Below are 23,425 nucleotides of genomic sequence, written 5' to 3'. Positions count from 1 at the left end.
TGGTAGTGGCTGAGCTCAGCCACTACCAGCCCGTCCGGCGCTTGAGGACACCGCCGCGCAGCGGTGGTGCAGGACCCGACCGCCGGCAGGCCTACGCTGGGGCGGTGACCACCACCCGTACCCGAAGTGAGGCCGCCGCCCTCCCCACCGCGGGGGCGTCCGCGAGCGTCCGTACGGACGTTGCCCTCCTGGCCGTCGCCATCGCCGGGGTGTCCCTCTCCGCCCCGCTCACCGCCTCCATAGCCGCCCCGGCCCTGGCCATAGCCTTCTGGCGCAACGCCATGGCCGTCGGCGCGCTCACGCCGTTCGCCCTGCTGCGGCACCGCGGTGAGCTGCGCGGCCTGGGCCGCCGGCCGCTCCTGCTGGCCGTCGCCGCGGGCGCGCTGCTGGCCGTGCACTTCGCGATGTGGCTGCCGAGCCTGCACATGACCTCGGTCGCTTCCTCGACGGCGCTGGTGACGACCACGCCGATCTGGACGACGCTCCTGCTGCGCCTGCGGGGCCACCGCCCGCCCGCGCTCGTGTGGGCGGGCACCGCGCTCGCCGTCCTCGGCGTGGTGATCCTGACGGGCGTCGACCTCGCCGTCTCCCCGCGCGCGCTCGCGGGCGACGCCCTCGCCCTCGGGGCCGGCATGGCGGCCGCGGGGTACGTCCTGCTGGGCGCGGAGGTGCGCCGGACGGTGGGCACGGTCGCGTACACCTACGTCTGCTACTTCACGACCGCGGTGCTGCTGCTCGTCACCTGCCTGGTCAGCGGTGCCGCGCTCGGCGGCTACAGCGGACGGACGTGGCTCGCGCTGGCCGTGCTGACGGTCACCGCGCAGCTCCTCGGCCACTCGCTCATCAACCGGGTGGTCAAGAGCCTCGGCCCGTCCGTCACCTCGACGGCCATCCTGCTGGAGTCGCCCGGCGCGGCCCTGATCGCCGCCCTGTGGCTGGGCCAGCTGCCGCCGGTCGCCGCCTATCCGGCGCTGGCGGTCATCCTGGCCGGGCTGGCGCTCGTCATCATGGCGGACCGGCCGGGGAACCGGCCGCGGCGCGTCAGAGCCAGCCGTTCCGCTTGAATCCGCGGTGGATGGCGAAGCAGATCGTGACCGTGACGGCCAGGACCGCCGGGTAGCCGTACTTCCAGCGGAGCTCCGGCATGACGTCGAAGTTCATGCCGTAGATGCCCGCGATCATCGTCGGCACGGCGAAGATCGCCGCCCATGAGGTGATCTTGCGCATGTCCTCGTTCTGCGCGACGGACGCCTGGGCGAGATTGGCCTGAAGGATGGAGTTGAGCAGGTCGTCGAAGGAGACCACCTGCTCGTGGACGCGCGCGAGGTGGTCGGCGACGTCGCGGAAGTACTTCTGGATGTCCGGGTCGACCAGCCGCATGGGCCGCTCGCTGAGCTGCTGCATCGGCCGCATCAGCGGGGTGACCGCCCGCTTGAACTCCAGCACCTCGCGCTTGAGCTGGTAGATGCGGCCCGCGTCACCACCGCGCGAAGAGCCCTTGCTGGGCGCCGAGAAGACGTCGATCTCGACCTCGTCGATGTCGTCCTGCACGGCGTCGGCAACGGCGATGTAGCCGTCGACCACCTGGTCGGCGATCGCGTGCAGCACCGCCGAGGGGCCCTTGGCGAGCAGCTCCGGGTCGTCCTGCAGGCGGTGGCGGAGCGCCCGCAGCGAGCCCTGGCCGCCGTGCCGCACGGTGATGATGAAGTCCCGGCCGGTGAAGCACATCACCTCGCCGGTCTCCACCACCTCGCTGGTCGCGGTCAGTTCGGCGTGCTCGACGTAGTGGATGGTCTTGAAGACGGTGAACAGGGTGTCGTCGTAGCGCTCCAGCTTGGGCCGCTGGTGGGCGTGGACGGCGTCCTCCACGGCGAGCGGGTGCAGCCCGAACTCCTTGGCGATGCCGGAGAACTCACGCTCCGTCGGCTCGTGCAGCCCGATCCACGCGAAGCCGCCCTCGGTCCGCACGCGCCGCATGGCCTCGGCGGGGGAGACGTGGTCGCTCGCGCGCTTGCCGTCGCGGTAGACGGCGCAGTCCACGACGGCGCTGCTGGTGGAGGGGTCACGAGTGGTGTCGTACTCGTACGGGGCGGCACCCCGGCGGAGGGTGGGGCGGACGGCGGCGCGCAGGTCACGGATCATCGACATGGCAGGCTCCTTCACGGGCCGGCCGCCAGTCACGCAGGCGTGGCGCAACGCTGCCCGGAACGGGGACGTGGTGCCGCTTTACCAGGGACACGTCCGCAAATCGGGCGGCGCTTCGCGCGGTGCGGGGGACTGACGGCTGTGCGCAAGAACATCGCAGAGAACACGGAACAAAGCGAGACGAAGGCGCTCTTCCGTCAAGAGCTGCGGGCGCGGAAGGACTTCCGGAAGATGTCCCGGCGGGAAGGGCCGGTAACGGAAGGCTTCAGATCACAAGGGGCGCGTCCGGAGCGGGGGGACGGGAGAACTACCGGTACTGCACGGTCGACTAGGATCCACCGCAGCCCCACCTCCTCCGGCCGGTCCCCGCTGGGGGACGAACGTAACTCCCTGACCAGAGGTCAAGGCTAGCAGCCACTTGACCCGTCAATACCCTCCTTTGCCCGTTCGATACGCGTTCTATGCTCGCTGCATGTCAGACGTTCTCGCACTGGTCGAAGCCCGGTTGCGGACAGCCCTGGGCGAACCGGACGCGCGCGCCGCGGTGACCTTCCTCGGCACCGACCGGATCGAAGTCCTCCGTTTCACTGCTCCGGACGGCGGCGGCGCGGTCGTCCGCTACGCCACCCTGGGGATGTCCGCCCAGCCGATGGCCGACCCCACGGCCGCCCTCGCCGACCCCGTGCGCGGCCCCCGCGCCGAGCTCGTCCTCACCGTCCGCGCCGGCCGGGCCGACACCGACAAGGTGCTCCGGCCGCTGGCCGTCCTCGCCGCGTCCCCCCAGGTGGAGGGGGTCGTCGTGGCGCCGGGCGCGTCGCTGGACACCGGCGAGCCGCTGTGGCCGGGGGCGCCCTTCACCTCCGTCCTCGTCGCGGAGTCCGGCGGCCTGGTCGAGGACCTCGCACTGGACGAGCCGATGGACCCCGTCCGCTTCCTCCCCCTGCTGCCGATGACGGCGAACGAAGCGGCGTGGAAGCGCGTCCAGGGCGCCGCCGCGCTGGAGGAGCGCTGGCTGCGGCACGGCACCGACCTGCGGGACCCGCTGCGCTCCGGGGTGTCCCTGGGGTGACGCGGCGGGGCGGCGGCGCCCCGGACGGGTGATCGTCCTTGACGCGGCGGCGGCCCAGGAGGACCGTTAAGCCTTATGAGGGGCGAACCCAGTTGCCCGAAGTGCGGTGGCCGGGTGCGCGCGCCCGGTCTCTTCGCCGACTCCTGGCAGTGCTCCGCGCACGGCACCGTGCACCCCCTGCAGCCGGTCGTCCCGCCGAGCGTCGAGGCGCTGTCGGTCGTCGTGGGCCGCGCCCGGGTCCCGGTGTGGATGCCCTGGCCGCTGCCCGTCGGCTGGCTGTTCACCGGTGTCGTGAGCGCCGGCGACGACCGCAGCGGCGGGCGCGCCACGGCCGTCGCCTGCTCCGGCCCCGCACCGCTCGGCGGCCCCGGTGAGCTGCTGCTGGTGGCGGAGGAGCTCGGCGTCGGCCTCGGCGCGCGCTACGCGGGCATGGCCGGCCCGGATCCCGGCCCCTACATCTCCGCGAACCGCCCCCCGGAGGCGAAGGTCCACGCGGCCGGCCGCCCCACCCCCCTGTGGCACCTGGCGGGCGCGCCCGACGACCGGGCCGTCTTCGCGGGCGAGGCCCGCGGCCTGTGGCTGTGGGCGATCGTCTGGCCGGAGCGGTCGGGCCTGCTGATCTACGACGAGCTCGTCCTCACCGACCTGCGCGACGCGGGCGCCGAGGTGGACCTGCTGCCGTGCGGCGCGCTGACCCCGCGGCTGCTGCCCCCGGGGTCCGGCCCGCGGTGACGGCCCGCCGGGGCGGGCGGCCGGTGTTCGAACGACGGTTATCCTGAACCGGTCCTGTCCGTACCCGTCCCGCCGAGGAGGCCGTGTCGTGCGCATCGACCTGCACACCCACTCCACGGCTTCGGACGGCACGGACACCCCCGCCGAGCTGGTCCGCAACGCGGCCGCCGCCGGGCTGGACGTCGTCGCGCTGACCGACCACGACGGTGTCGGCGGCCACGCCGAGGCCGTCGCGGAGCTGGCGCGCCTCGACCGGGACCTCACCCTCGTCACGGGTGCCGAGCTCTCCTGCCGGTTCGCCGGGCCGGACGGCTTCAGCGTGCACATGCTGGCCTACCTCTTCGACCCGCTGGAGCCGGAGCTCGCCCGCGAGCGGGAGCTCGTCCGCGACGACCGCGTGCCCCGCGCCCGTGCCATGGTCGCCAAGCTCAACGAGCTCGGCGTGCCGGTCACCTGGGAGCGGGTGGCGCAGCTCGCCGCCGGGGGCGCCGTGGGCCGGCCGCACGTGGCCAGCGCCATGGTCGAGCTCGGCGTGATCGACACCGTCTCCGACGCCTTCACCCCCGACTGGCTCGCGGGCGACGGCCGGGCCTACGTCGAGAAGCACGAACTCGACCCCTTCGACGCGATCCGCCTGGTCAAGGCGGCGGGCGGGGTCACCGTCCTCGCGCACCCGCTCGCCTTCAAGCGTGGCAACTGCGTCTCCGAGGCCGGGATAGCCGAGCTGGCCTCGGCCGGTCTGGACGGCGTCGAGGTGGACCACATGGACCACGACGAGGCCACCCGCGCCCGGCTGCGCGGCCTCGCCGCCGACCTCTCCCTCCTCACCACCGGCTCCAGCGACTACCACGGCAGCCGGAAGACCTGCGGCCTCGGCGAGTTCACGACCGACCCGGAAATCTACGGCGAGATCACGCGCCGGGCCACGGGCGCGTTCCCCGTCCCCGGCGCCGGCGGCTGACCCTCACCCCACCCGGGCCCGTGCCCGTGTCCCGTGCCGTACCGGCGCGGGCCGGGGCCCGGGCACTCCTGCCCGCAGGCCCGTGCGTCCGCACCGGCCCGGCGGGCGCTCCGCTCCTGCTCGCACCACTCTCGCAAGGCCCTCACTGTGTTCGACATCGCTGTCTTCGGCTCGCTCTTCCTCACGCTCTTCGTGATCATGGACCCCCCGGGCATCACGCCGATCTTCCTCGCCCTCACCTCCGGCCGCCCGGCCAAGATCCAGCGGAAAATGGCCTGGCAGGCGGCCACCGTCGCCTTCGGCGTCATCGCCGTCTTCGGCATCTGCGGCCAGCAGATCCTGGATTACCTGCACATCACCACCCCCGCGCTGATGATCGCGGGCGGGCTGCTCCTGCTGCTCATCGCGCTGGACCTGCTGACCGGCAAGTCGGAGGAGCCGAAGCAGACCAAGGACGTCAACGTCGCGCTCGTGCCGCTGGGCATGCCGCTGCTGGCCGGACCCGGTGCCATCGTCTCGGTGATCCTCGCGGTGCAGCACGCCGACTCGGCCGCCGCGCAGGTGTCGGTGTGGTGCGCGATCGCCGCCATGCACATCGTGCTGTGGCTGGTGATGCGCTATTCGCTGCTGATCATCCGGGTCATCAAGGACGGCGGTGTGGTGCTGGTGACGCGGCTCGCGGGCATGATGCTCTCCGCCCTGGCCGTGCAGCAGATCATCAACGGCATCACCCAGGTCATCGACGGTCACTGACCCCACGGCCCCCCGGCGCGGCTCCGCCGCCGACGCGCGACACCCCCGTACGGTCCCGTACGGGGGTGTTCTCGTGGGGGAAATCTTGCGCGCTACCGGGCCGTGGTGTCGGCCGGGCGGATATAGATGCGCTGGCCTATCGAGGCGGCCTGCTGCACGATCCGGTTGACGGAGGCGGCGTCCACGACGGTGCTGTCGACGGCGGCGCCGTCGATGTCGTCCAGTCGCATGATCTCGAAGCGCAAGGCTTCTCCCTTCGTCTGATCCTCCTGAGGAGAACTCCATGAGTGGGCGAACACGCCGCGACGGTGCGGCGTGTTCCCATATGTGTCCAACGAGGAGACCCCGACAAACATTCCCTACGCTAAGGAAATTTTTAACATGACTAATTATCGACGTTCAGTGCGCCGCCGCATGCGTACTGCGTGACCGACCGGACCCCTGGGATCCCGCCCATGACTGCCGCACAGCCCCCACAGCTCCCGGACCTCGCCGCCCTCGCCGCCGGCGTCGAGCGCACCAACGAACTGCTCACCCGCGTCCTGGCCGAGGTCGCCACCACCCCCTCGACCCACGCGATCTTCGTCGACGCCGGCTACGTCTACGCCGCGGCCGGCCGCCTGGTCACCGGCACCGAGGACCGCCGGACCTTCGAGCTCGACGCCGAAGGGCTGATCGAAGCCTTCATCGACAAGGCCCGCACGATCTTCCCCGACAGCCGGCTCCTCCGCGTCTACTGGTACGACGGCGCCCGCCGCCGGATCCACACCGCCGAGCAGCAGAGCATCGCCGAACTCCCCGACGTCAAGGTCCGCCTCGGCAACCTCAACGCCAACAACCAGCAGAAGGGCGTCGACTCCCTCATCCGCACCGACCTCGAATCCCTCGCCCGCCACCGCGCCATCAGCGACGCGGCGCTCATCGGCGGCGACGAGGACCTCGTCTCGGCCGTCGAAGCGGCCCAGGGTTACGGCGCCCGCGTCCACCTCTGGGGCATCGAGGCCGGCGGCGGGCGCAACCAGGCCGAGCCCCTGCTGTGGGAAGTCGACAGCCAGCGCACCTTCGACCTGGAGTTCTGCAAGCCGTACGTCACCCGGCGCGCCGCCTACGAGCCCTACGGCGAGGCCCCCGCCCACCCGGGCCCCGCGCCGGGCCGCGACGACGTCCGCTTCGTCGGCGCCCAGGTCGCCGCGCAGTGGCTGGGCTCCCGCGGCCGCGACTCCCTCGCCGAGCTGCTGCCCGGCCACCCCTACCTGCCCGGCGGAGTGGACCAGGAACTGCTGGTCGAGGCCGAGGCCCTGCTCGGTCTCTCGCTGCGCGGGCACGCGGATCTGCGCCGCGCGCTGCGGGACGGCTTCTGGGACCACCTGCGCACCCAGTACTGAAGCGGAAGGTGTGCGCGCGCCGGAATGCGGACAAGGGTCGTGAGTGGAACCCTGACTGAGGGTGGCCGCGCCCCGAGTGCGCGGCCACCCCCGAGTGCCGCAACCGGAACAGAAACGAGGCGATCGGCCATGACGGCCACCACCGACCGTGGCCTGCCGGGCGCGCCGTGCTGGGTGAGTCTGCTGACCGGCGATCTGCCCGCCGCGCAGGAGTTCTACGGCGCGGTCATGGGGTGGTCCTTCCGCCCCGGCACCCTGGGCGAGGACTTCTCCGTCGCCCTGATGGACGGCAAGCCGGTCGCCGGCATCGGCAACGTCGCCCGCTCCATGGGCGTCGCCGTCTCCTGGACGTCCTACTTCGCCGTCGAGGACGCCGACACGGTGGCCGCCCGGATCCGGGAGCGCGGCGCGACCGTCGCCGTCGGTCCCCTCTCGGTCGGCCACGGGCGGGCCGCGCTGGCCGCCGACCCGGCCGGGGCCGTCTTCGGCTTCTGGGAGGGCGAGACCCTGCGCGAGTGGAGCATCGGGCACAGGGGCGCCCCCGCCTGGCTGGAGCTGCGCACCCGCGACGCCTTCGCCTCGGCGATCTTCTACGGCGAGGTCTTCGAGTGGGCCACCGGGCGCCCGGACCGCTGCGAGGTCCGCTACGAGGACGACGCGGTGATGGTCCGCGGCCAGGGCCACACGGTGGCCTGTCTGCGCGGCGGCGGGATCGAGGCCGCGCCCGACCCGCAGATCCGGCCGCGCTGGCACGTGTACTTCTGCGTCGACGACGTCGAGAAGGCGGTGGAGGCGGCCCTCGCGGCGGGCGGCACGGTCGCCGCCGCGCCCCACGACTCATGGGTGGGCCGCGAGGCGTCCCTGCGCGACTGCGAGGGCGGGCTCTTCACGGTGACCGGCGCGCGCGGCTAGCGCTGTCGGGCGGGAGTGCGGGATGCATCTCCGCTGCGCGGCGGTGCCCTCAGGCGCCGGACGAGTTTTTCAGCCCGTCCGGGGGCACCCCCTGGGGGCACCCCCAGCGGTAGCTGGGGGAGGTAGCTGGGGGAGATTGAGGACGCGCCCGCAGGGCGCTCGCCGCCGCAGGCTCCAACGGCGGGACCGCAGCCGAAGGCCCGTCGGACCCCTGCCCGGCGGCCCGCCAGGGCCCACGCTCAGGCCAGGTCCCAGAAGCGCACGAGCGCTTCCGCCGTGGCGGCCGGCCGCTCGGCGTTGGGGGAGTGGCTCGCGCCGTCGACGACCGTGCGCGCCGCCGACAGCTCCTTCGCCATCGCGTCGATCGACGGAACCGGCCAGGCGTAGTCCTCGCCGCCGGACACCACGTGCACCGGCAGCGGCACCTCGGCGAGCTCCCCCGTGCGGTCCGGCTCCTGGGTCAACTGCCGCCCGGCAGCGATGAGTTGCTCGGGAAGCGTGCCCATCCAGCGGTCGTACAGGAACGCTCCGAGCGCGTTTGGGAGCGGCTCGGCGGGCGCGGCCTCCGCGTCCATCCTCCGCATCTCCTGCCAGACGCCCTCCATGTCCAGCTCGCCCAGGGCGTCGATCAGCATGCGGGTACGGGCCTGCTGCGGCGGAGAGATCGCGGCAGGGCCGCAGCTCATGAGCGTCAGCGAACGGAAGGGCGCGGCGTCCTGGAGCACGGCGGCGCGGGCGACCAGCCCGCCCATCGAATGGCCGAGCAGATGCACGCTCCCGCCCAGGGCCTGCGCCTGCGCCAGGACGTCCCGGGCCAACTCGTCCTGGGCGTAAGCGCTCTCCTCGCGCGGACCGCCGCTCTCGTGCTGCCCGCGCCCGTCGACCGCCACGGCCCGGTACCCGGCGGCCGCGAGGGGCTCCAACAGCGCGATGAAGTCCTCCTTGCTGCCGGTGAACCCCGGGACGAGCAGCACGGTGGGGGCGGGCCCCCCGGCCCCGGCCGGGACGGCGTCGTGCACGGCGAACTCCCCGCGCGAGGTGGCGAGGCGGTACGCGCGGGCGCACGCGGGCAAGGTGAGGAAGGGCGGCCTGCTCATGCCACGAGGCTAACGCGAGGGCCGGGGGCCACCGGTGCCGGAGCCCCGTACGGGCGGCGACCGGACGCGGGTATGCCGACGGCCGGCCACCCCTCGCGGGGCGACCGGCCGTCGGGCGGTGGTGCGTCAGGCTTCCGCGGTGACCTTGGCGGCCTTGGGCGCGCGGGTGCGCTTCGGCTTGGCCTCCGCGGCGGGCGCCTCGGTGGCTTCCACGGGGGCGGTGGCCTTCTTGGCGCGGCTGGCGCGCTTGGGCTTGGCCGGGGCTTCCGGGGCCTCGGCGGCCTCGGTGGTGTCGACCGCGGCGGCGGCCTTCTTGGCGCGGGTCCGCTTGGGCTTGGCCTCGGCGGCGGGCTCCGTGACCTCGGTGGCCTCGACGGGCGCGACGGCCTTCTTGGCGCGGCTGGCGCGCTTCGGCTTGGCCTCAGCGGTGACGGCGGCCTCGGGGGCCTCCGTGACCTCGGGGGCCTCCACCGGGGCGACGGCCTTCTTCGCCCGCGTGGCGCGCTTCGGCTTGACCTCGGCGACCTCGACGGCCTCCGCGGCGGGGGCCTCGGCGGCTTCCACGGGGGCGGTGGCCTTCTTGGCGCGGCTGGCGCGCTTGGGCTTGGCCGGGGCTTCCGGGGCCTCGGCGGCCTCGGTGGTGTCGACCGCGGCGGCGGCCTTCTTGGCGCGGGTCCGCTTGGGCTTGGCCTCGGCGGCGGGCTCCGTGACCTCGGTGGCCTCGACGGGCGCGACGGCCTTCTTGGCGCGGCTGGCCCGCTTCGGCTTGGCCTCAGCGGTGACGGCGGCCTCAGGGGCCTCCGTGACCTCGGGGGCCTCCACCGGAGCGGCCTCGACCGGAGCGGCCTCGACCGGAGCAGCCTCCACCGGGGCGACGGCCTTCTTCGCCCGCGTGGCGCGCTTCGGCTTGACCTCGGCGACCTCGGCGATCTCGGTGACCGCAGGGGCCTCCACGGCCTTGACCGGAGCGGCCTCGACCGGGGCGACGGCGGCCTTGCGCACGCGGGGCGCGCGCTTGGGCCGGACCGGAGCCTGCTCCATCACCACGGCGGTCTGGAAGTCGTCCACCACGGGGGGCTGGAACGCCTCCAGCGGCGGGAGCGCGGCGGCCGGCTTCGCCGTCCGCGCACGGCGGCGGCGCGGCTGGGCCGGAACCTCCGCGACCTGCGCGGCAGCCGGTGCGGAGACCTCGGCCGCCGGAGTCACCGGAGCCACCGCCTCGTCCACCACCGTGCGCTCGGCGGCCACGGCCGTCACGGCCGCGCCCGATCCGGCGCTGTTGCGGGTGCGCCGGCGGCGGCGCGGCTTGGCCGGCGTCTCCGGGGCACCCCCGGCCGACGGCTGGGCGACCGGGGCGGCGGGAGCGAGCGGAGCCTGCGCGGCCGCCTCGGCGCCGCCCGACGCGCCACCACGGGTGCGGCGGCGCTGACGCGGGGCGCGGGTGCGGGCCGGGCGCTCCTCGGCCACCGGCGCGGACGCCGGCTTCGGGCCGCGGCCACGGCCACCGCGGCCGCCCGTCTCGCCCAGGTCCTCGATCTCCTCCGCGGCGAGCCCGGCGCGGGTGCGCTCGGTGCGCGGCAGGATGCCCTTGGTGCCGGCGGGGATGTTCAGCAGCTCGTACAGGTGCGGCGAGGTGGAGTAGGTCTCCTCCGGCTCGTCGAACGGCAGGTCCAGCGCCTTGTTGATCAGCTTCCAGCGCGGGATGTCGTCCCAGTCGACGAGCGTGATGGCCGTACCCGACTTGCCCGCGCGGCCGGTGCGGCCGATGCGGTGCAGGTAGGTCTTCTCGTCCTCGGGGGTCTGGTAATTGATGACGTGGGTGACGTTGTCGACGTCGATGCCGCGGGCGGCGACGTCGGTGCAGACCAGCACGTCGACCTTGCCGTTGCGGAACGCGCGCAGCGCCTGCTCACGGGCGCCCTGGCCGAGGTCGCCGTGGACCGCGCCGGAGGCGAAGCCGCGGCGGGCGAGCTGGTCGGCGATGTCGGCGGCCGTCCGCTTGGTCCGGCAGAAGATCATCGCGAGCGCGCGGCCCTCGGACTGCAGGATGCGGGCGACCATCTCCGGCTTGTCCATGTTGTGCGCGCGGAAGATGTGCTGCTTGATGTTGGCGACGGTCTGGCCCTCGTCGTCCGGCGCGGCGGCGCGGATGTGCGTGGGCTGCGACATGTAGCGCCGCGCGAGGTTGATGACGGCGCCCGGCATGGTGGCCGAGAACAGCATCGTCTGGCGCTTGGCCGGCAGCATCATCATGATGCGCTCGACGTCGGGCAGGAAGCCGAGGTCGAGCATCTCGTCGGCCTCGTCGAGGACGAGCGCCTTGACGCGCGAGAGGTTCAGCTTCTTCTGGCCCGCGAGGTCCAGCAGCCGGCCGGGGGTGCCGACGATGACGTCGACGCCCTTCTTCAGGGCCTCGACCTGCGGCTCGTAGGCACGGCCGCCGTAGATCGCCTGGACCCGCACATTGCGGACCTTGCCGGCGGTGAGGAGGTCGTTGGTGACCTGCTGGCACAGCTCGCGGGTGGGGACGACCACGAGCGCCTGCGGGGCGTCGGTCAGCTGCTCGGGCGTGGCCCGGCCCGACTCGACGTCCGCGGGGACGATCACGCGCTCCAGCAGGGGCAGGCCGAAGCCCAGCGTCTTGCCGGTGCCGGTCTTGGCCTGGCCGATGACGTCGGAGCCCGAGAGGGCCACCGGGAGCGTCATCTCCTGGATCGGGAAGGGGTGGACGATGCCGACGGCCTCAAGGGCTTCGGCGATCTCGGGAAGGATGCCGAGATCTCGGAACGTGGTGGGGGCGATGGAAGTGGACAGGATCTTGCCTCTTCTGTGAGACGCGGCGCCAGGAGGCGAAGGGGGTCTGCGTACCGCGCCGGGGTACTGTCCGGCCTGGGGAAGCCGGGTGACGCGCGGGACCACTGCCTTCGCTCTTGCACACGTGCCGCGAGCGGATCCCTCCAGGTGCGTACGTCTCGTACGCCGCGCGGAGGGCGGTCGGGTTTGGAAGCCGATCGGGCCACCGACCGGGCATCCGCTGGAGGTCTGGAAGCCGGGCGTAAGACGCCCCCAGAAGACACAGCATGGGACAGCCCGCCGAAATACTCGGCAGGCGCAATACCACTGTACCCCGGAATGGCGCATGCGTGTCCGGACAATCCTTCGGACAGATGCGGAGGAACTGGCTGACCAGGGCCTTCCATGGGTTGCGGGGCGGGCTATTGTGCGCTTCATGGAGACGCCCGACACCCCAGAGAACACCGCCGCAGCAGCCGGCGCCGCCCAGGCCCCCGAACCGACGGAGGCGCTCACCGGAATCGCCGCCCAGGACTGGGCGCGGGCCTCCGCCGACCCGCAGTACCGGGCGGCGGTCGTGGATCTGCTGGGCGTCCTCGCCTACGGCGAGCTGGCCGCCTTCGAGCGCCTGGCCGAGGACGCCAAGCTGGCGCCGACGCTGGACGACAAGGCGGAGCTGGCCAAGATGGCGGCGGCGGAGTTCCAGCACTTCCAGCGGCTGCGCGACCGGCTGACGGCCATCGACGCGGAGCCGACCGGGGCCATGCAGCCCTTCGCCCCGGCGCTGGACGAGTTCCACCGCCAGACCGCGCCCTCGGACTGGCTGGAGGGCCTGGTCAAGGCGTACGTGGGCGACTCGATCGCCAGTGACTTCTACCGAGAGGTCGCCGCCCGCCTGGACTCGGACACCCGTGCGCTGATGCTGACCGTCCTGGACGACACCGGCCACGCGAGCTTCGCGGTCGAGAAGGTGCGGGCCGCCATCGAGGCCGACCCGCGCGTGGGCGGCCGGCTCGCCCTGTGGGCGCGGCGGCTGATGGGCGAGGCGCTCTCGCAGGCGCAGCGCGTGGTCGCCGACCGGGACACCCTCTCCACGATGCTGGTGGGCGGCGTGGCCGACGGCTTCGACCTCGCCGAGGTCGGCAAGATGTTCTCCCGGATCACCGAGGCGCACACGAAGCGGATGGCGGCGCTGGGCCTCGCGGCCTGACCCGCCGCACCGCCCCGCCGCGCCGGGCGCGCGGTGGGGCCGGGCCGCCCCCGGTGCCGGGCGGGCCCGCCTCAAGCCGTGGCTGAGCGGCGGGCCCGGTCCCCCTGCCGGAGCAGGACCGACAGCAGGGCGACGGACACCCCGAGGGATACCGCGAGCGTGGCCGGGGCATGGCCCGGGCCCAGCACGGAGTGGGCGAGCAGAGCACCGAAGACCGCGGCGGTCGGGCCTGTGGCCAGGGCCAGACTGCGGGCACGGAACTGTCCGAAGCGGGCGGGCAGCCAGCGCAGGGCTCCGTAGGAGACGGCGAGGCCGATGAGGACCGAGCCGAGCGCTTCCCACAGAATCATGGTCACTTCCTCCCGTGCTGATGGGCGTGGAGCAGGTGCAAATCGGTCGAAGCCGTACTACCCCCGGGACGGGCCCGGCAACCCTGGCGCGCATCGCCCTCTCGGGTACGCGAGACGGCGGGGCCCCGGTGAATTCCTCACCGGGGCCCCGCCGTTCGTTCTGCGGTCCGCCTGTGGCTCAGGCCGCGCCGAAACCGACCTTGCGGATGGTCGGCTCGCCGATCTCCACATACGCCAGCCGGTCGGCCGGGACCAGGACCTTGCGGCCGCGGTCGTCCACCAGGCTCAGCAGCTGTGCCTTGCCGGCGAGCGCGTCGGTGACCGCGCGCTCGACCTCTTCGGCAGACTGCCCGCTCTCGAGAACGATCTCGCGGGGCGTGTGCTGCACGCCGATCTTGACCTCCACGGCTTTTGTCCCTCCGAAGATGTGGGGCCCCCCATGGCGAAGCCCAGGGGAGGGGTGCGCGGTCCGTCGCGCCGTCCGTTCCACACACTAGCCCGGTACGGGCGCGAGCCGAGCCGGACCCTGCACGCTCGCAGCGAACACGGGGCCCGGCCCGGCGCCGGGGGCTACAGCTCCGGCGCGTTCTTGGGGAAGCCGGCGATGCCCCGCCAGGCCAGCGAGGTCAGGAGCTGGACGGCGGTCTCGCGCGGCACGGCGCTCTCGCTGGAGAGCCAGTAGCGGGCGACCACCTGGGAGACGCCGCCCAGGCCCACAGCCAGCAGCATCGCCTCGTCCTTGGACAGGCCGGTGTCCTCGGCGATGACGTCGCTGATCTCCTGGGCGCACTCCAGCGAGACCTTGTCGACGCGCTCGCGCACGGCCGGCTCGTTGGTGAGGTCGGACTCGAAGACCAGCCGGAAGGCGCCGCCCTCGTCCTCCACGTAGGCGAAGTAGGCGTCCATGGTGGCCGCCACCCGCAGCTTGTTGTCGGAGGTCGAGGCGAGTGCGGTGCGGACCGCGTGCAGCAGGGCCTCGCAGTGCTGGTCCAGCAGGGCCAGGTAGAGGTCCAGCTTGCCGGGGAAGTGCTGGTAGAGGACCGGCTTGCTGACGCCGGCGCGCTCGGCGATGTCGTCCATCGCCGCGGCGTGGTAGCCCTGGGCGACGAAGACTTCCTGGGCCGCGCCCAGCAGCTGGTTGCGTCGGGCCCGGCGCGGCAGACGCGTGCCTCGCGGCCGCGCCTCGGTCTGCTCGATGGCTGTCACGCCGCCTCCCATGATCGTTCCCTGCACGGTGTGCACCGCGCCCGCCATCGTACTTTTGGGTAACCGGGCCGTGCGTGGTCGGAGCGGAGAATTTCATGTACCGGACGCTGTGGGAAGTCAACAAAATCCTGACAATTTATCCCAGCTCCCCCCGGATCGCCTCCGGGGGGCGGCGGGCGCCCGCTCAGCGGTAGTCGTCCTCGTCCAGCTCGACGACGCGCGCCTGCTCGGCGACGTCCGCCTCGTTCGCCGCGTCCGGCTCGATGCGCGACAGGCGGTCGTCGCGCTGCGGCGCCAGATCGGCGTGCTGCTCCGCGGCGTCGGCCTCCGGCGCCTCCACGTCGATCTCCACGGCGTCCGGATCGTCCTCGAACGTCTCCGGATCGGACGGGTCGACACTCATGCGGTACCCCTTCCCGGGGGAGAGCGGGGGAGGGCGCGGCGGGCCGCCCTCGTACTCCTTGGTACGAGCCTAGGAGCTGAGCCCCCGTGACGCCAGGCGATCTGTGACCGCCGCCACAGGAATCCCGGCGTGATCGTCTCGTAACATTGCCCGCATGTCTTCGACCGAGTCGCCGGATCTCCGCACCGTCCCCGTGGTGCCGCCCGGCCGGCCTTCGCGGGTCGCACCGGGGGAGAAGATCCGCACGGTGACCCTGCCGGGGGCCACGCTCACCGTGCGGTCCCGGCCGCCCGGGAGGAAGGGGCTGCCGCCCGCCCTGTACGTGCACGGTCTCGGCGGCTCCTCGCAGAACTGGTCCGCGCTCATGGAGCGGCTCGCCGGCCACGTCGACGGCGAGGCGCTCGACCTCCCCGGCTTCGGTGACTCACCGCCACCGGAGGACGGCGACCACTCCCTCACCGGTGCCGCCCGGGTGGTCATCCGCCACCTCGACGCGAGCGGCCGCGGGCCCGTCCACCTGCTCGGCAATTCCCTGGGCGGCGCGGTCGCCACCCGGGTCGCCGCGGTCCGCCCGGACCTGGTCCGCACGCTGACGCTCGTCTCGCCCGCCCTGCCGGAGCTGCGCCCGCAGCGCACGGCGGTGCCCACCGGGCTGCTCGCGGTGCCCGGCGTCGTCTCCCTCTTCGCGCGGATGACGAAGGACTGGACACCCGAGCGCCGCACCCGAGAGGTACTCGCGCTCTGTTACGGAGACCCCGGACGGGTGACACCGGAGGGCTTCGCGGCGGCGGTCGCCGAGTACGAGCGGCGGCTGGAGCTCCCCTACTTCTGGGAGGTGATGGCGCGCTCGGCGCGCGGCCTCGTCGACGCGTATACCCTCGGGGGCCAGCACTCGCTGTGGCGTCAGGCGGAGAAGGTGCTTGCCCCTACCCTGCTCATCTATGGAATGCGCGACCAGCTCGTCTCTTTCCGCATGGCTCACCGTGCGAGCAAGACTTTCCGCGACTCGCGGTTGTTGACGCTCGTGGAATCAGGACATGTCGCCATGATGGAGGACCCTGACGCGGTGGCCCGTGCCGTCCGCGACCTGCTCGCGGACACCGCCGCCACTGCTGAACGGAGCGCCACGCCTCGTGGGTAAACACAGCGCACGCGCTTCTCGCCCCACCGATCCCGCCCCCGCGCCCCCGGCTGCCCCGGCCTTCCCGGCTTTCCCGGAAGGCGACACCTCCGGCGCGGGTGACCAGTGGGCCCAGGGGTTCCCGGAGCCCGTGGCCCCCGGGTTCACGGTGGAGGGCGCGGAGCCGCTGTACGGCGAGCCGGGCGAGCCGAGGGAGCCGAAGGAGAGGGGCACGGCCGGCGCGGCGGAGGCGGCGGGCACCCAGGGGCACGGGGTCGGCTGGGGCGTCATCGGTGTGCAGCGCGCCCAGGCGGCGCCCGCCGGGCACGACGACTGGCCGCCCGGCTACGAACCCATCCTCGGTCCCGGCACCCCCGGTCACCAGGCCGTCCGGCACGAGCCGGCCGCCCCCGGCCACCCGGAGGCGTACTGGCAGGGCGGCGCGCCCGCGTCCCCCGCGCCCCGCGCGGGCACCGGCCACGCGCGCCCCGCCGGCTCCGCGCCCAGGCCGCGCCGCGCCGCCCCCCGGGGCGGCGCCGTCCCCAGACCCGGCAGCGGCCGGGCGCGCGCCGCGACCGGGGTGGCCGCCGCCGTGGTGACGGCCGTGCTGGCCGTCGTCGTCGCGGGGCAGGTCAAGGACGGCACCGAGAGCAAGGCGCAGGCGCGGGCGGCGGACATCGACCGGATCCGTTCGGACGCCGCTTCCCGCTCGGAGAGCCGGCCCACGCCCAACGGCGGCGCGGCGGTCCCCGCCACGTACGAGCAGAAGATGGCGAAGAAGTACCCGCTGGCGGAGAAGGGGCAGGCGTCCGGCGACTTCGAGACCGTGGGCGGCCGCGACAAGGCCCCCGGCACGGGTGAGGTGCGGCGCTACCGCGTCGACGTCGAGAAGGGCCTGCCCCTCGACGGCGTGCTGTTCGCCACCGCCGTGCACCGCACGCTGAACGACGAGCGCAGCTGGGCCCACGGCGGGGCCCGCACCTTCGAGCGGGTCTCCTCCGGTGCGGCCGACTTCGTGATCACCCTGGCCAGCCCGGGCACGACGGCCGCCTGGTGCGCCAAGTCGGAGCTGGACACCACGGTGGACAACGTCTCCTGCGACTCCGCCGCGACCAGCCGGGTCATGATCAACGCCTATCGCTGGGCGCAGGGCGCGCAGACCTACGGCGACGAGATGCACGCCTACCGGCAGATGCTGATCAACCACGAGGTCGGCCACCGCCTCGGGCGCGACCACGAGGGCTGCCTCAAGGAGGGCGCCCTCGCCCCCGTGATGATGCAGCAGACGAAGTTCCTGACGACGGACGGCGTCACCTGCCGCGCCAATCCGTGGCCGTTCCCCAGGTAGCGTCCCGGCCGGCCGTACCTTGATCCGCTGTCTCGGTCTGTGGTCATTATTGTCTCGCTTTTCGAGACACCTTTGCCAGAGGCCGAAAATTCGTTCAGTGTTCTGCGCATGTCGCACCACCACGCCTCCGAGATCGCCGGCTTCGAGCTGGCGCTGATCGGCGTGGCCGCGCACGCAGTCGCCGACATCCTCTGTCGCTGAGACCGCCTTTCCCCCGCGTACTTCCGCGTAGCGCCCTCGCGCATCAACGCCGCGTCCGCCGGGGGCGGTTCCGCGCTGCGGCGCGCTTTCTCCCCACCGCCTTCCGCGGGTGCTCCGTGCTCTCCTCCTCCCTCGCTTCCCGCGAAAGGCTCATTTCGTCATGCGTCAACTTTCCGCCATATCCCGCCGCGTGGCCGCGGCCGCCGTCAGTGTGGTCCTCCTCGGTGGTGCGGCGGCGTGCGGCCCCGAGAAGGGCGGCGACGCCCAGGGCGGCGGTGGTGGCGAGGGCGGCCCGAAGAAGGGCGGCACGCTCTCCGTCCTCAACCGGGCGCCCCAGAAGCAGTTCGACCCCGCCCGCCTGTACACCTCCGGCGGCGGCAACATCCCCTCGCTGGTCTTCCGCACGCTCACCACCCGCAACCGCGAGAACGGCGCCGAGGGCACCGAGGTCGTCCCCGACCTCGCCACGGACACCGGCACGCCCAGCGACGACGCCAAGGTCTGGACGTACCGGCTCAAGGACGGGCTGAAGTACGAGGACGGCTCGCCCATCACCACCGCCGACATCAAGTACGGCATCGAGCGCTCCTTCGCCGCCGAACTCTCCGGCGGGGCCCCCTACTTGCGCGACTGGCTCGTCGGCGGCGAGAAGTACCAGGGCCCCTACGAGGAGAAGAAGGGCCTCGACTCCATCGAGACGCCGGACGCGAAGACCATCGTGTTCCACCTGAAGAAGCCCGAGGGCGACTTCCCCTACGTCGCCACCCAGACCCAGTTCGCGCCCGTGCCCAAGGCCAAGGACACCGGCGCGAAGTACGCCGAGCGCCCGGTCTCGTCCGGCCCCTACAAGGTCGTCAAGAACACCGGCGACGGCGAGCACATGGTGCTGGAGCGCAACCCGCACTGGTCGGAGGAGACCGACAAGGAGCGCCACGCCTACCCCGACACCATCGACGTCAAGTCCGGCCTCGCCCCCGCCGTCATCAACCAGCGGCTGTCCAGCGGCCAGGGCGCCGACGCGGCCGCCGTGACCACCGACACCAACCTCGGGCCGGCCGAACTCGCCCAGGTCGGCCGGGACAAGAAGCTCGCCGGCCGGGTCGGCACCGGGCACTTCGGCTACACCAACTACCTGGCCTTCAACCCCAAGGCGAAGCCCTTCGACGACCCCAGGGTCCGGCAGGCCGTCGCCTACGCCGTCAACCGCACGAGCGTGGTGAACGCGGCCGGCGGCTCCTCGCTCGCCGAGCCCGCGACGACCTTCCTGCCCCATCAGAAGTCCTTCGGATACACGCCCTACGACCACTTCCCCGCCGGGCCCACGGGCAACGCGGCCAAGGCCAGGGAGCTGCTGAAGGAGGCCGGTCACGCCGACGGCCTGGAGATCACGCTCACCCATTCCACCGCCCAGGACTTCGAGACCAGCCCCGAGATCGCCACCGCCGTCCAGGCGGCCCTCAAGGAGGCCGGCATCAAGGTCAAGCTGGAGGGCCTGGAGACCAACGACTACGACGAGAAGACGCACAGCGTCAAGGACCAGCCGGACCTCTTCCTCGCCCACTGGGGTGCCGACTGGCCCTCCGGCGGCCCCTTCCTCGCGCCCATCTTCGACGGCCGGCAGATCGTCAAGGACGGCTCCAACTACAACGCCGCCCAGCTCGACGACCCCAAGGTCAACGACGAGATCGACGAGATCAACAAGCTGACCGACCACGCCGCCGCGGCCAAGCGCTGGGGCGCGCTCGACCGGTCGATCGGCGAGCAGGCGGTGACCGTGCCGCTGTTCCACCCGGTCTACAAGCGCCTCTACGGCAAGGACGTCAAGAACGTCGTCATCAGCGACTGGACCGGTGTCCTGGACGTCTCGCAGGTCGCGGTCAAGTGACGGACCTCATCGTCACCCCGGATCCGGGGACGGCCGCGCCGGGCGCGCCCGTCTCCGGGGCCCGGCAGGTGTGGCGGCGGCTGCGGGCGCGCAGGTCCGCGCTCGTGGCCGCCGCCGTGCTGGGCCTGCTCGTCCTGCTCGCGCTCGGCGCGCCCCTGCTGGCCGCCCTGGAGGGCCAGGACCCCAATGCCTACCACGACGCGCTCGTCGACTCGGCGCGCGGCGGCGTGCCCGTCGGCTCGTTCGGCGGCATCAGCGCCGACCACTGGCTCGGGGTCGAACCCGGCACCGGCCGCGACCTGTTCGTCCGCCTCCTCTACGGCGCCCGCGTCTCCCTCTTCGTCGCCCTCGGCGCGACGCTCGTGCAGGTGCTGATCGGCGTTTTCGTGGGCCTGGCGGCAGCCCTCGGCAACCGGCTCGTCGACAGCGTGCTCTCCCACGTCACCGATGTGATGGTGGCCATGCCCATCCTGGTCTTCGCCATCGCCCTGATGGCCGTCGTCCCCGCCGGCTTCCCGCGCCCCGTCCTGCTCATCATCGCCCTCGGACTGCTGGCCTGGGGCGGCATGGCACGGATCGTGCGCGCCCAGGCCCTCAGCCTGAAGAAGCTCGACTTCGTCGCGGCCGCCCGGCTGACGGGCGCGTCCCCCTGGCGCGTCGCCCGGCGGGAGCTGCTGCCCTCGCTCGCCGCGCCCGTGATCACCTACGCGGCCGTCCTGCTGCCGTCGAACATCGTCGCTGAAGCGAGCATGTCCTTCCTCGGCGTCGGCGTGAAGCCCCCGACGCCCTCCTGGGGGCAGATGCTCTCCACCGCCACGACGTGGTTCCGCGCGGATCCCCTGTACGTGCTGCTGCCCGCCCTGATGCTGTTCGTCACGACCCTGGCCTTCACCGTGCTCGGCGACGGGGTGCGTTCCGCCCTGGACCCGCGCGAGGCGTCCCGGCTGCGGATCGGCAGGCCCGGCAAGACCGATCGCAAGGCCGACCGCAAGGCTGATCGCAAGACCGACTGCAAGACCGACCGCAAGGCCGCCCGTGAGCCCCGCCCGGGAGGCGCGTCGTGACCGGATACTTCCTGCGCCGCGCCCTCGGCGCGCTCGCCGTCGTCCTCGTGCTCTCGATCGTCGTCTACGCGACGTTCTACCTCGCGCCCGGCGACCCCGCGCGCCTGGCGTGCGGCCCGCGCTGCAACCCCGAACAGCTCCGGCAGGTCCGCGAGCAGCTCTCCCTCGACGACCCCGTGTACCTCCAGTACTGGCACTTCCTCCAGGGCATCGTCGTGGGGCACGACTACTCCACCGGCACCGGGGTGCTGCACTGCGAAGCCCCCTGCTTCGGCCTCTCTTACCAGAACGACCAGCAGGTCACCGACCTGATCACGCAGCGGCTGCCCGCTACCGCCTCCCTCGCGGCCGGCGCCATGGCCGTGTGGCTGCTGCTGGGGACCGGCACCGGGCTGCTGTCCACGCTGCGGCGCGGCAGGGCGACCGAACGCGTCCTGACCTGGCTCACGCTCGCGGGGACCGCGACCCCGGTCTTCATCAGCGGACTGGCGCTGCTCATGCTCTTCTGCGCGTACCTGGAGTGGCTGCCCTTCCCGACCTACGTGCCGCTGGGCGACGACCCCGAGCAGTGGGCGTGGAACATGCTGCTGCCGTGGTTCGCCCTCGGATTGCTGGAATCCGCGAAGTACGCCCGGCTCACCCGCAGCTCGATGCTGGAGACGCTTGCCGAGGACCACATCCGCACCTTCCGCGCGTACGGCGTCAGCGAGCGCAGGCTCGTCGTGCGGCACGCGCTGCGCGGCGCCGTGGCGCCCGTGGTCGCGCTGACGGCGGCCGACTTCGGGTCGATATTCGGCCACGCGGTGCTGACGGAGATGATGTTCGGCCTGCCCGGCATCGGGCAGCTCCTCGTCAACGCCACCCGGACGATCGACCTGCCGGTCGTCGTCGCCGTGGTGATGGTCACCGGCATCACCGTCGTGATCGCCAACATCGTGGCGGACGTGCTGTACGCCGTCGCCGACCGGAGGGTGGCCCTGCGATGACCCCGACCGAACCGCTGGTCCAGGTGTCCGGCCTGTCCGTCGCCTTCCCCGGCGCCGAAGGCCCCGTCCGGGCCGTCGACGGGCTCTCCTTCACCCTCGCCCCCGGCGGGGCCCTCGGCATCGTCGGCGAGTCCGGCTCGGGCAAGAGCACGGCCGCGTACGCGCTCCTGGGCCTGCACCGCGGCACCGGCGCCGAGGTCTCCGGCACCGTGCGCGTCGCCGGCCACGACGTGCTCGGCGCGGACGACGCCGCACTGCGGCGTGTGCGCGGCGGGGTGGCGGCCATGGTCTTCCAGGACCCGCTCTCCGCCCTCGACCCCTACCAGGCCGTGGGCGACCAGATCGCCGAGGTCCACCACGTCCACCGGCGCGGCGCCTCCCGCCGCGCCGCCCGGGCCCGCGCCACCGAGGTCCTCGACCGGGTGGGCATCCCGGACGCGGCCCGCCGCGCCCGGTCCCGCCCGCACGAGTTCAGCGGCGGCATGCGCCAGCGCGCCCTCATCGCCATGGCGCTGGCCTGCGAACCCCGCCTCCTCGTCGCCGACGAACCCACCACCGCCCTGGACGTCACCGTGCAGGCCCAGATCCTCGACCTGCTGCGCGACCTGCGCGCGGAGACGGGCCTGGGGCTGATCCTGGTCACCCACGACCTGGGCGTCGCCGCCGGCAGCGTCGAGGAGCTGCTGGTGATGAAGGACGGCCGCGCCGTCGAACAGGGACCGGTGCGCGGTGTGCTCGACGCGCCGGCCGAGCCGTACACGCGTGACCTATTGGCGGCCGTTCCACGGATAAACGTCCGCCGATCGGGTGGGCGCGCACTCGGGGGAGGCGCCGCCGACGACGCCGTCCTGCTCGAAGCCACCGGGCTGCGCAGGGAATTCGGGCACGGCAAGCGGGCCGTCACCGCCGTGGACGGCATCTCCCTGACCGTGCGGGCCGGGGAGACCGTCGGCATCGTGGGGGAGTCCGGCAGCGGCAAGACGACCCTCGGGCGGATGCTCGTCCGGCTGCTGGAGCCCACCGGCGGCGCACTGCGCTACCGCGGGCGCGACATCGGCGCCCTGAACGACCGCGCGCTGCGGCCCTTCCGCAGCGAGCTGCAGATGGTCTTCCAGGACCCCGTCTCCTCGCTCAACCCCCGGCGCAGCATCGGCGAGTCGATCGCCGACCCGCTGCGCGCCGCCGGGAAGCTGGGCGACGCGCAGATCGCCGCGCGCGTGCGGGAGCTGCTGGAGCGGGTGGGGCTCGACCCCGGCGCGTACCACCGCTACCCGCACGAGTTCAGCGGCGGGCAGCGGCAGCGCGTCGGCATCGCGCGGGCGCTCGCGCCGGAGCCCAGGCTCATCGTCTGTGACGAGCCGGTCTCCGCCCTGGACGTCACCACCCAGGCCCAGGTGGTGCGGCTGCTGGGCGAGCTCCAGCGCGACCTGGGGCTCGCGCTGGTCTTCATCGCGCACGACCTCGCCGTCGTCCGCCAGGTGAGCGACCGGCTGGTGGTGATGCGGGGCGGCCGGATCGTCGAGGAGGGTGACGCGGACACCGTCTACGAGCGGCCCGCACACCCCTATACCCAGGGCCTGCTGGCCGCCGTCCCCCTGCTCGAACAGGCGGAACGGGGGGAACAACGGGGGCAAGAGGCAGAAGCGGCCGCATAGCGCGAAGCAACGCCGCATCTCAGGGAAAGTCACGTCTGTTCACCCCTTCCGGTGGCGGGGCGGGCCAACCCACCGCGCCCCCCCCCCCCCCCCCCCCACCCAGCAGCCCCCCGCGGGCGGGGGCGGGCCGGGCCCACACCGGCGCCCCAA

The 23,425-nt window shown here is 73.2% G+C and carries 23 protein-coding genes; 15 read left to right on the top strand and 8 right to left on the bottom strand.

All coding sequences use genetic code 11. The features are described 5' to 3' along the window. Positions 1-188 precede the first annotated feature (188 nt). Positions 189-1,064, top strand: a complete 876-nt coding sequence (locus tag ABZ951_RS29890; RefSeq protein ID WP_344093734.1) for a DMT family transporter — start codon at positions 189-191, stop codon at positions 1,062-1,064. On the opposite strand, the gene ABZ951_RS29885 is transcribed toward ABZ951_RS29890, so the two are convergent. After that, positions 1,042-2,148, bottom strand: a complete 1,107-nt coding sequence (locus tag ABZ951_RS29885) for a magnesium and cobalt transport protein CorA (protein ID WP_344093671.1) — start codon at positions 2,146-2,148, stop codon at positions 1,042-1,044. The two genes, ABZ951_RS29890 and ABZ951_RS29885, sit on opposite strands and share 23 nt — an antisense overlap. Before the next feature lie 469 nt (positions 2,149-2,617). Between ABZ951_RS29885 and ABZ951_RS29880 the strand changes: the two genes are divergently transcribed. From ABZ951_RS29880 to ABZ951_RS29865, 4 genes are all read left to right on the top strand, one after another. Further along, positions 2,618-3,214, top strand: coding sequence for a suppressor of fused domain protein (locus ABZ951_RS29880; RefSeq protein ID WP_344093669.1), 597 nt, complete (start codon positions 2,618-2,620; stop codon positions 3,212-3,214). A gap of 75 nt (positions 3,215-3,289) precedes the next feature. Next, positions 3,290-3,946, top strand: a complete 657-nt coding sequence (locus tag ABZ951_RS29875) for a DUF6758 family protein (RefSeq protein WP_344093667.1) — start codon at positions 3,290-3,292, stop codon at positions 3,944-3,946. 88 nt (positions 3,947-4,034) lie between these two features. Beyond that, positions 4,035-4,907, top strand: a complete 873-nt coding sequence (locus ABZ951_RS29870) for a PHP domain-containing protein (RefSeq protein ID WP_344093665.1) — start codon at positions 4,035-4,037, stop codon at positions 4,905-4,907. 147 nt (positions 4,908-5,054) lie between these two features. After that, positions 5,055-5,660: a MarC family protein gene (locus ABZ951_RS29865; RefSeq protein WP_344093663.1), complete on the top strand. Its 606-nt coding sequence runs from the start codon at positions 5,055-5,057 to the stop codon at positions 5,658-5,660. Positions 5,661-5,752: 92 nt separating this feature from the next. Here the strand turns inward: ABZ951_RS29865 and ABZ951_RS29860 are convergent, their stop codons facing one another. After that, positions 5,753-5,905 carry a hypothetical protein gene (locus ABZ951_RS29860; protein ID WP_344093660.1) on the bottom strand — a complete coding sequence of 51 codons (153 nt, stop codon included), beginning with the start codon at positions 5,903-5,905 and terminating at the stop codon, positions 5,753-5,755. Positions 5,906-6,115: 210 nt separating this feature from the next. Between ABZ951_RS29860 and ABZ951_RS29855 the strand changes: the two genes are divergently transcribed. Both ABZ951_RS29855 and ABZ951_RS29850 read left to right on the top strand, forming a co-directional pair. After that, on the top strand, positions 6,116-7,045 hold the full coding sequence (locus ABZ951_RS29855) for an NYN domain-containing protein (protein WP_344093658.1): 930 nt from the start codon (positions 6,116-6,118) through the stop codon (positions 7,043-7,045). Positions 7,046-7,174: 129 nt separating this feature from the next. Next, the gene (locus tag ABZ951_RS29850) at positions 7,175-7,957 is read left to right on the top strand and encodes a VOC family protein (protein ID WP_344093656.1); all 783 of its coding nucleotides are present in this window, start codon (positions 7,175-7,177) and stop codon (positions 7,955-7,957) included. 239 nt (positions 7,958-8,196) lie between these two features. Here the strand turns inward: ABZ951_RS29850 and ABZ951_RS29845 are convergent, their stop codons facing one another. Both ABZ951_RS29845 and ABZ951_RS29840 read right to left on the bottom strand, forming a co-directional pair. Next, on the bottom strand, positions 8,197-9,054 hold the full coding sequence (locus ABZ951_RS29845; RefSeq protein ID WP_344093654.1) for an alpha/beta hydrolase: 858 nt from the start codon (positions 9,052-9,054) through the stop codon (positions 8,197-8,199). 126 nt (positions 9,055-9,180) lie between these two features. Further along, entirely contained in the window at positions 9,181-11,760 is a 2,580-nt protein-coding gene (locus tag ABZ951_RS29840; RefSeq protein WP_361281192.1) for a DEAD/DEAH box helicase, read from the bottom strand. Positions 11,761-12,274: 514 nt separating this feature from the next. Between ABZ951_RS29840 and ABZ951_RS29835 the strand changes: the two genes are divergently transcribed. After that, positions 12,275-13,057 (top strand): ferritin-like fold-containing protein, encoded by a 783-nt coding sequence (locus tag ABZ951_RS29835; protein WP_344098088.1) that lies wholly within the window; start codon positions 12,275-12,277, stop codon positions 13,055-13,057. 71 nt (positions 13,058-13,128) lie between these two features. On the opposite strand, the gene ABZ951_RS29830 is transcribed toward ABZ951_RS29835, so the two are convergent. From ABZ951_RS29830 to ABZ951_RS29815, 4 genes are all read right to left on the bottom strand, one after another. Continuing rightward, on the bottom strand, positions 13,129-13,407 hold the full coding sequence (locus ABZ951_RS29830; RefSeq protein WP_344098090.1) for a hypothetical protein: 279 nt from the start codon (positions 13,405-13,407) through the stop codon (positions 13,129-13,131). Between the two features lie 178 nt (positions 13,408-13,585). Further along, positions 13,586-13,813 carry a DUF3107 domain-containing protein gene (locus tag ABZ951_RS29825; protein WP_344098091.1) on the bottom strand — a complete coding sequence of 76 codons (228 nt, stop codon included), beginning with the start codon at positions 13,811-13,813 and terminating at the stop codon, positions 13,586-13,588. 164 nt (positions 13,814-13,977) lie between these two features. After that, positions 13,978-14,613: a TetR/AcrR family transcriptional regulator gene (locus ABZ951_RS29820; protein WP_344098092.1), complete on the bottom strand. Its 636-nt coding sequence runs from the start codon at positions 14,611-14,613 to the stop codon at positions 13,978-13,980. A gap of 184 nt (positions 14,614-14,797) precedes the next feature. After that, complete coding sequence (locus ABZ951_RS29815) at positions 14,798-15,016, bottom strand: hypothetical protein (protein ID WP_344098094.1); 219 nt, start codon at positions 15,014-15,016, stop codon at positions 14,798-14,800. A gap of 154 nt (positions 15,017-15,170) precedes the next feature. Between ABZ951_RS29815 and ABZ951_RS29810 the strand changes: the two genes are divergently transcribed. The 7 genes from ABZ951_RS29810 (at position 15,171) to ABZ951_RS29780 (ending at position 23,275) form a co-directional block, all read left to right on the top strand. Further along, complete coding sequence (locus ABZ951_RS29810; RefSeq protein WP_344098095.1) at positions 15,171-16,157, top strand: alpha/beta hydrolase; 987 nt, start codon at positions 15,171-15,173, stop codon at positions 16,155-16,157. 130 nt (positions 16,158-16,287) lie between these two features. Then, positions 16,288-17,484, top strand: a complete 1,197-nt coding sequence (locus tag ABZ951_RS29805; protein WP_361281182.1) for a DUF3152 domain-containing protein — start codon at positions 16,288-16,290, stop codon at positions 17,482-17,484. A gap of 108 nt (positions 17,485-17,592) precedes the next feature. Then, complete coding sequence (locus tag ABZ951_RS29800; protein ID WP_311775271.1) at positions 17,593-17,685, top strand: Ms4533A family Cys-rich leader peptide; 93 nt, start codon at positions 17,593-17,595, stop codon at positions 17,683-17,685. Positions 17,686-17,845: 160 nt separating this feature from the next. Beyond that, the gene (locus ABZ951_RS29795) at positions 17,846-19,570 is read left to right on the top strand and encodes an ABC transporter substrate-binding protein (protein ID WP_344097902.1); all 1,725 of its coding nucleotides are present in this window, start codon (positions 17,846-17,848) and stop codon (positions 19,568-19,570) included. Then, a complete protein-coding gene (locus ABZ951_RS29790) occupies positions 19,567-20,634 on the top strand; it encodes an ABC transporter permease (protein ID WP_344097900.1) in 1,068 nt (355 codons plus the stop codon). Before ABZ951_RS29795 ends, ABZ951_RS29790 begins: the two co-directional genes overlap by 4 nt. Next, positions 20,631-21,620 (top strand): ABC transporter permease, encoded by a 990-nt coding sequence (locus ABZ951_RS29785; RefSeq protein WP_344097899.1) that lies wholly within the window; start codon positions 20,631-20,633, stop codon positions 21,618-21,620. Before ABZ951_RS29790 ends, ABZ951_RS29785 begins: the two co-directional genes overlap by 4 nt. Next, positions 21,617-23,275: an ABC transporter ATP-binding protein gene (locus tag ABZ951_RS29780; protein ID WP_344097898.1), complete on the top strand. Its 1,659-nt coding sequence runs from the start codon at positions 21,617-21,619 to the stop codon at positions 23,273-23,275. Before ABZ951_RS29785 ends, ABZ951_RS29780 begins: the two co-directional genes overlap by 4 nt. Positions 23,276-23,425: the final 150 nt, after the last annotated feature.

Origin of the sequence: Streptomyces sp. NPDC046215 (assembly GCF_040646215.1) — a bacterium.
Classification (GTDB): Bacteria; Actinomycetota; Actinomycetes; order Streptomycetales; family Streptomycetaceae; genus Streptomyces; species Streptomyces stramineus.
Note: the sequence above shows the minus strand (reverse complement) of the source record. Positions and strands in the feature narration are given on the sequence as shown.

Bases quoted from the DNA above. Each gene is read 5' to 3' on its own strand.
- ABZ951_RS29885 (WP_344093671.1), bottom strand. From the start codon at position 2,148: ATGTCGATGATCCGTGACCTGCGCGCCGCCGTCCGCCCCACCCTCCGC.
- ABZ951_RS29880 (WP_344093669.1), top strand. From the start codon at position 2,618: ATGTCAGACGTTCTCGCACTGGTCGAAGCCCGGTTGCGGACAGCCCTG.
- ABZ951_RS29875 (WP_344093667.1), top strand. From the start codon at position 3,290: ATGAGGGGCGAACCCAGTTGCCCGAAGTGCGGTGGCCGGGTGCGCGCG.
- ABZ951_RS29855 (WP_344093658.1), top strand. From the start codon at position 6,116: ATGACTGCCGCACAGCCCCCACAGCTCCCGGACCTCGCCGCCCTCGCC.
- ABZ951_RS29850 (WP_344093656.1), top strand. From the start codon at position 7,175: ATGACGGCCACCACCGACCGTGGCCTGCCGGGCGCGCCGTGCTGGGTG.
- ABZ951_RS29845 (WP_344093654.1), bottom strand. From the start codon at position 9,054: ATGAGCAGGCCGCCCTTCCTCACCTTGCCCGCGTGCGCCCGCGCGTAC.
- ABZ951_RS29840 (WP_361281192.1), bottom strand. From the start codon at position 11,760: ATGACGCTCCCGGTGGCCCTCTCGGGCTCCGACGTCATCGGCCAGGCC.
- ABZ951_RS29830 (WP_344098090.1), bottom strand. From the start codon at position 13,407: ATGATTCTGTGGGAAGCGCTCGGCTCGGTCCTCATCGGCCTCGCCGTC.
- ABZ951_RS29815 (WP_344098094.1), bottom strand. From the start codon at position 15,016: ATGAGTGTCGACCCGTCCGATCCGGAGACGTTCGAGGACGATCCGGAC.
- ABZ951_RS29810 (WP_344098095.1), top strand. From the start codon at position 15,171: ATGTCTTCGACCGAGTCGCCGGATCTCCGCACCGTCCCCGTGGTGCCG.
- ABZ951_RS29800 (WP_311775271.1), top strand. From the start codon at position 17,593: ATGTCGCACCACCACGCCTCCGAGATCGCCGGCTTCGAGCTGGCGCTG.
- ABZ951_RS29795 (WP_344097902.1), top strand. From the start codon at position 17,846: ATGCGTCAACTTTCCGCCATATCCCGCCGCGTGGCCGCGGCCGCCGTC.
- ABZ951_RS29780 (WP_344097898.1), top strand. From the start codon at position 21,617: ATGACCCCGACCGAACCGCTGGTCCAGGTGTCCGGCCTGTCCGTCGCC.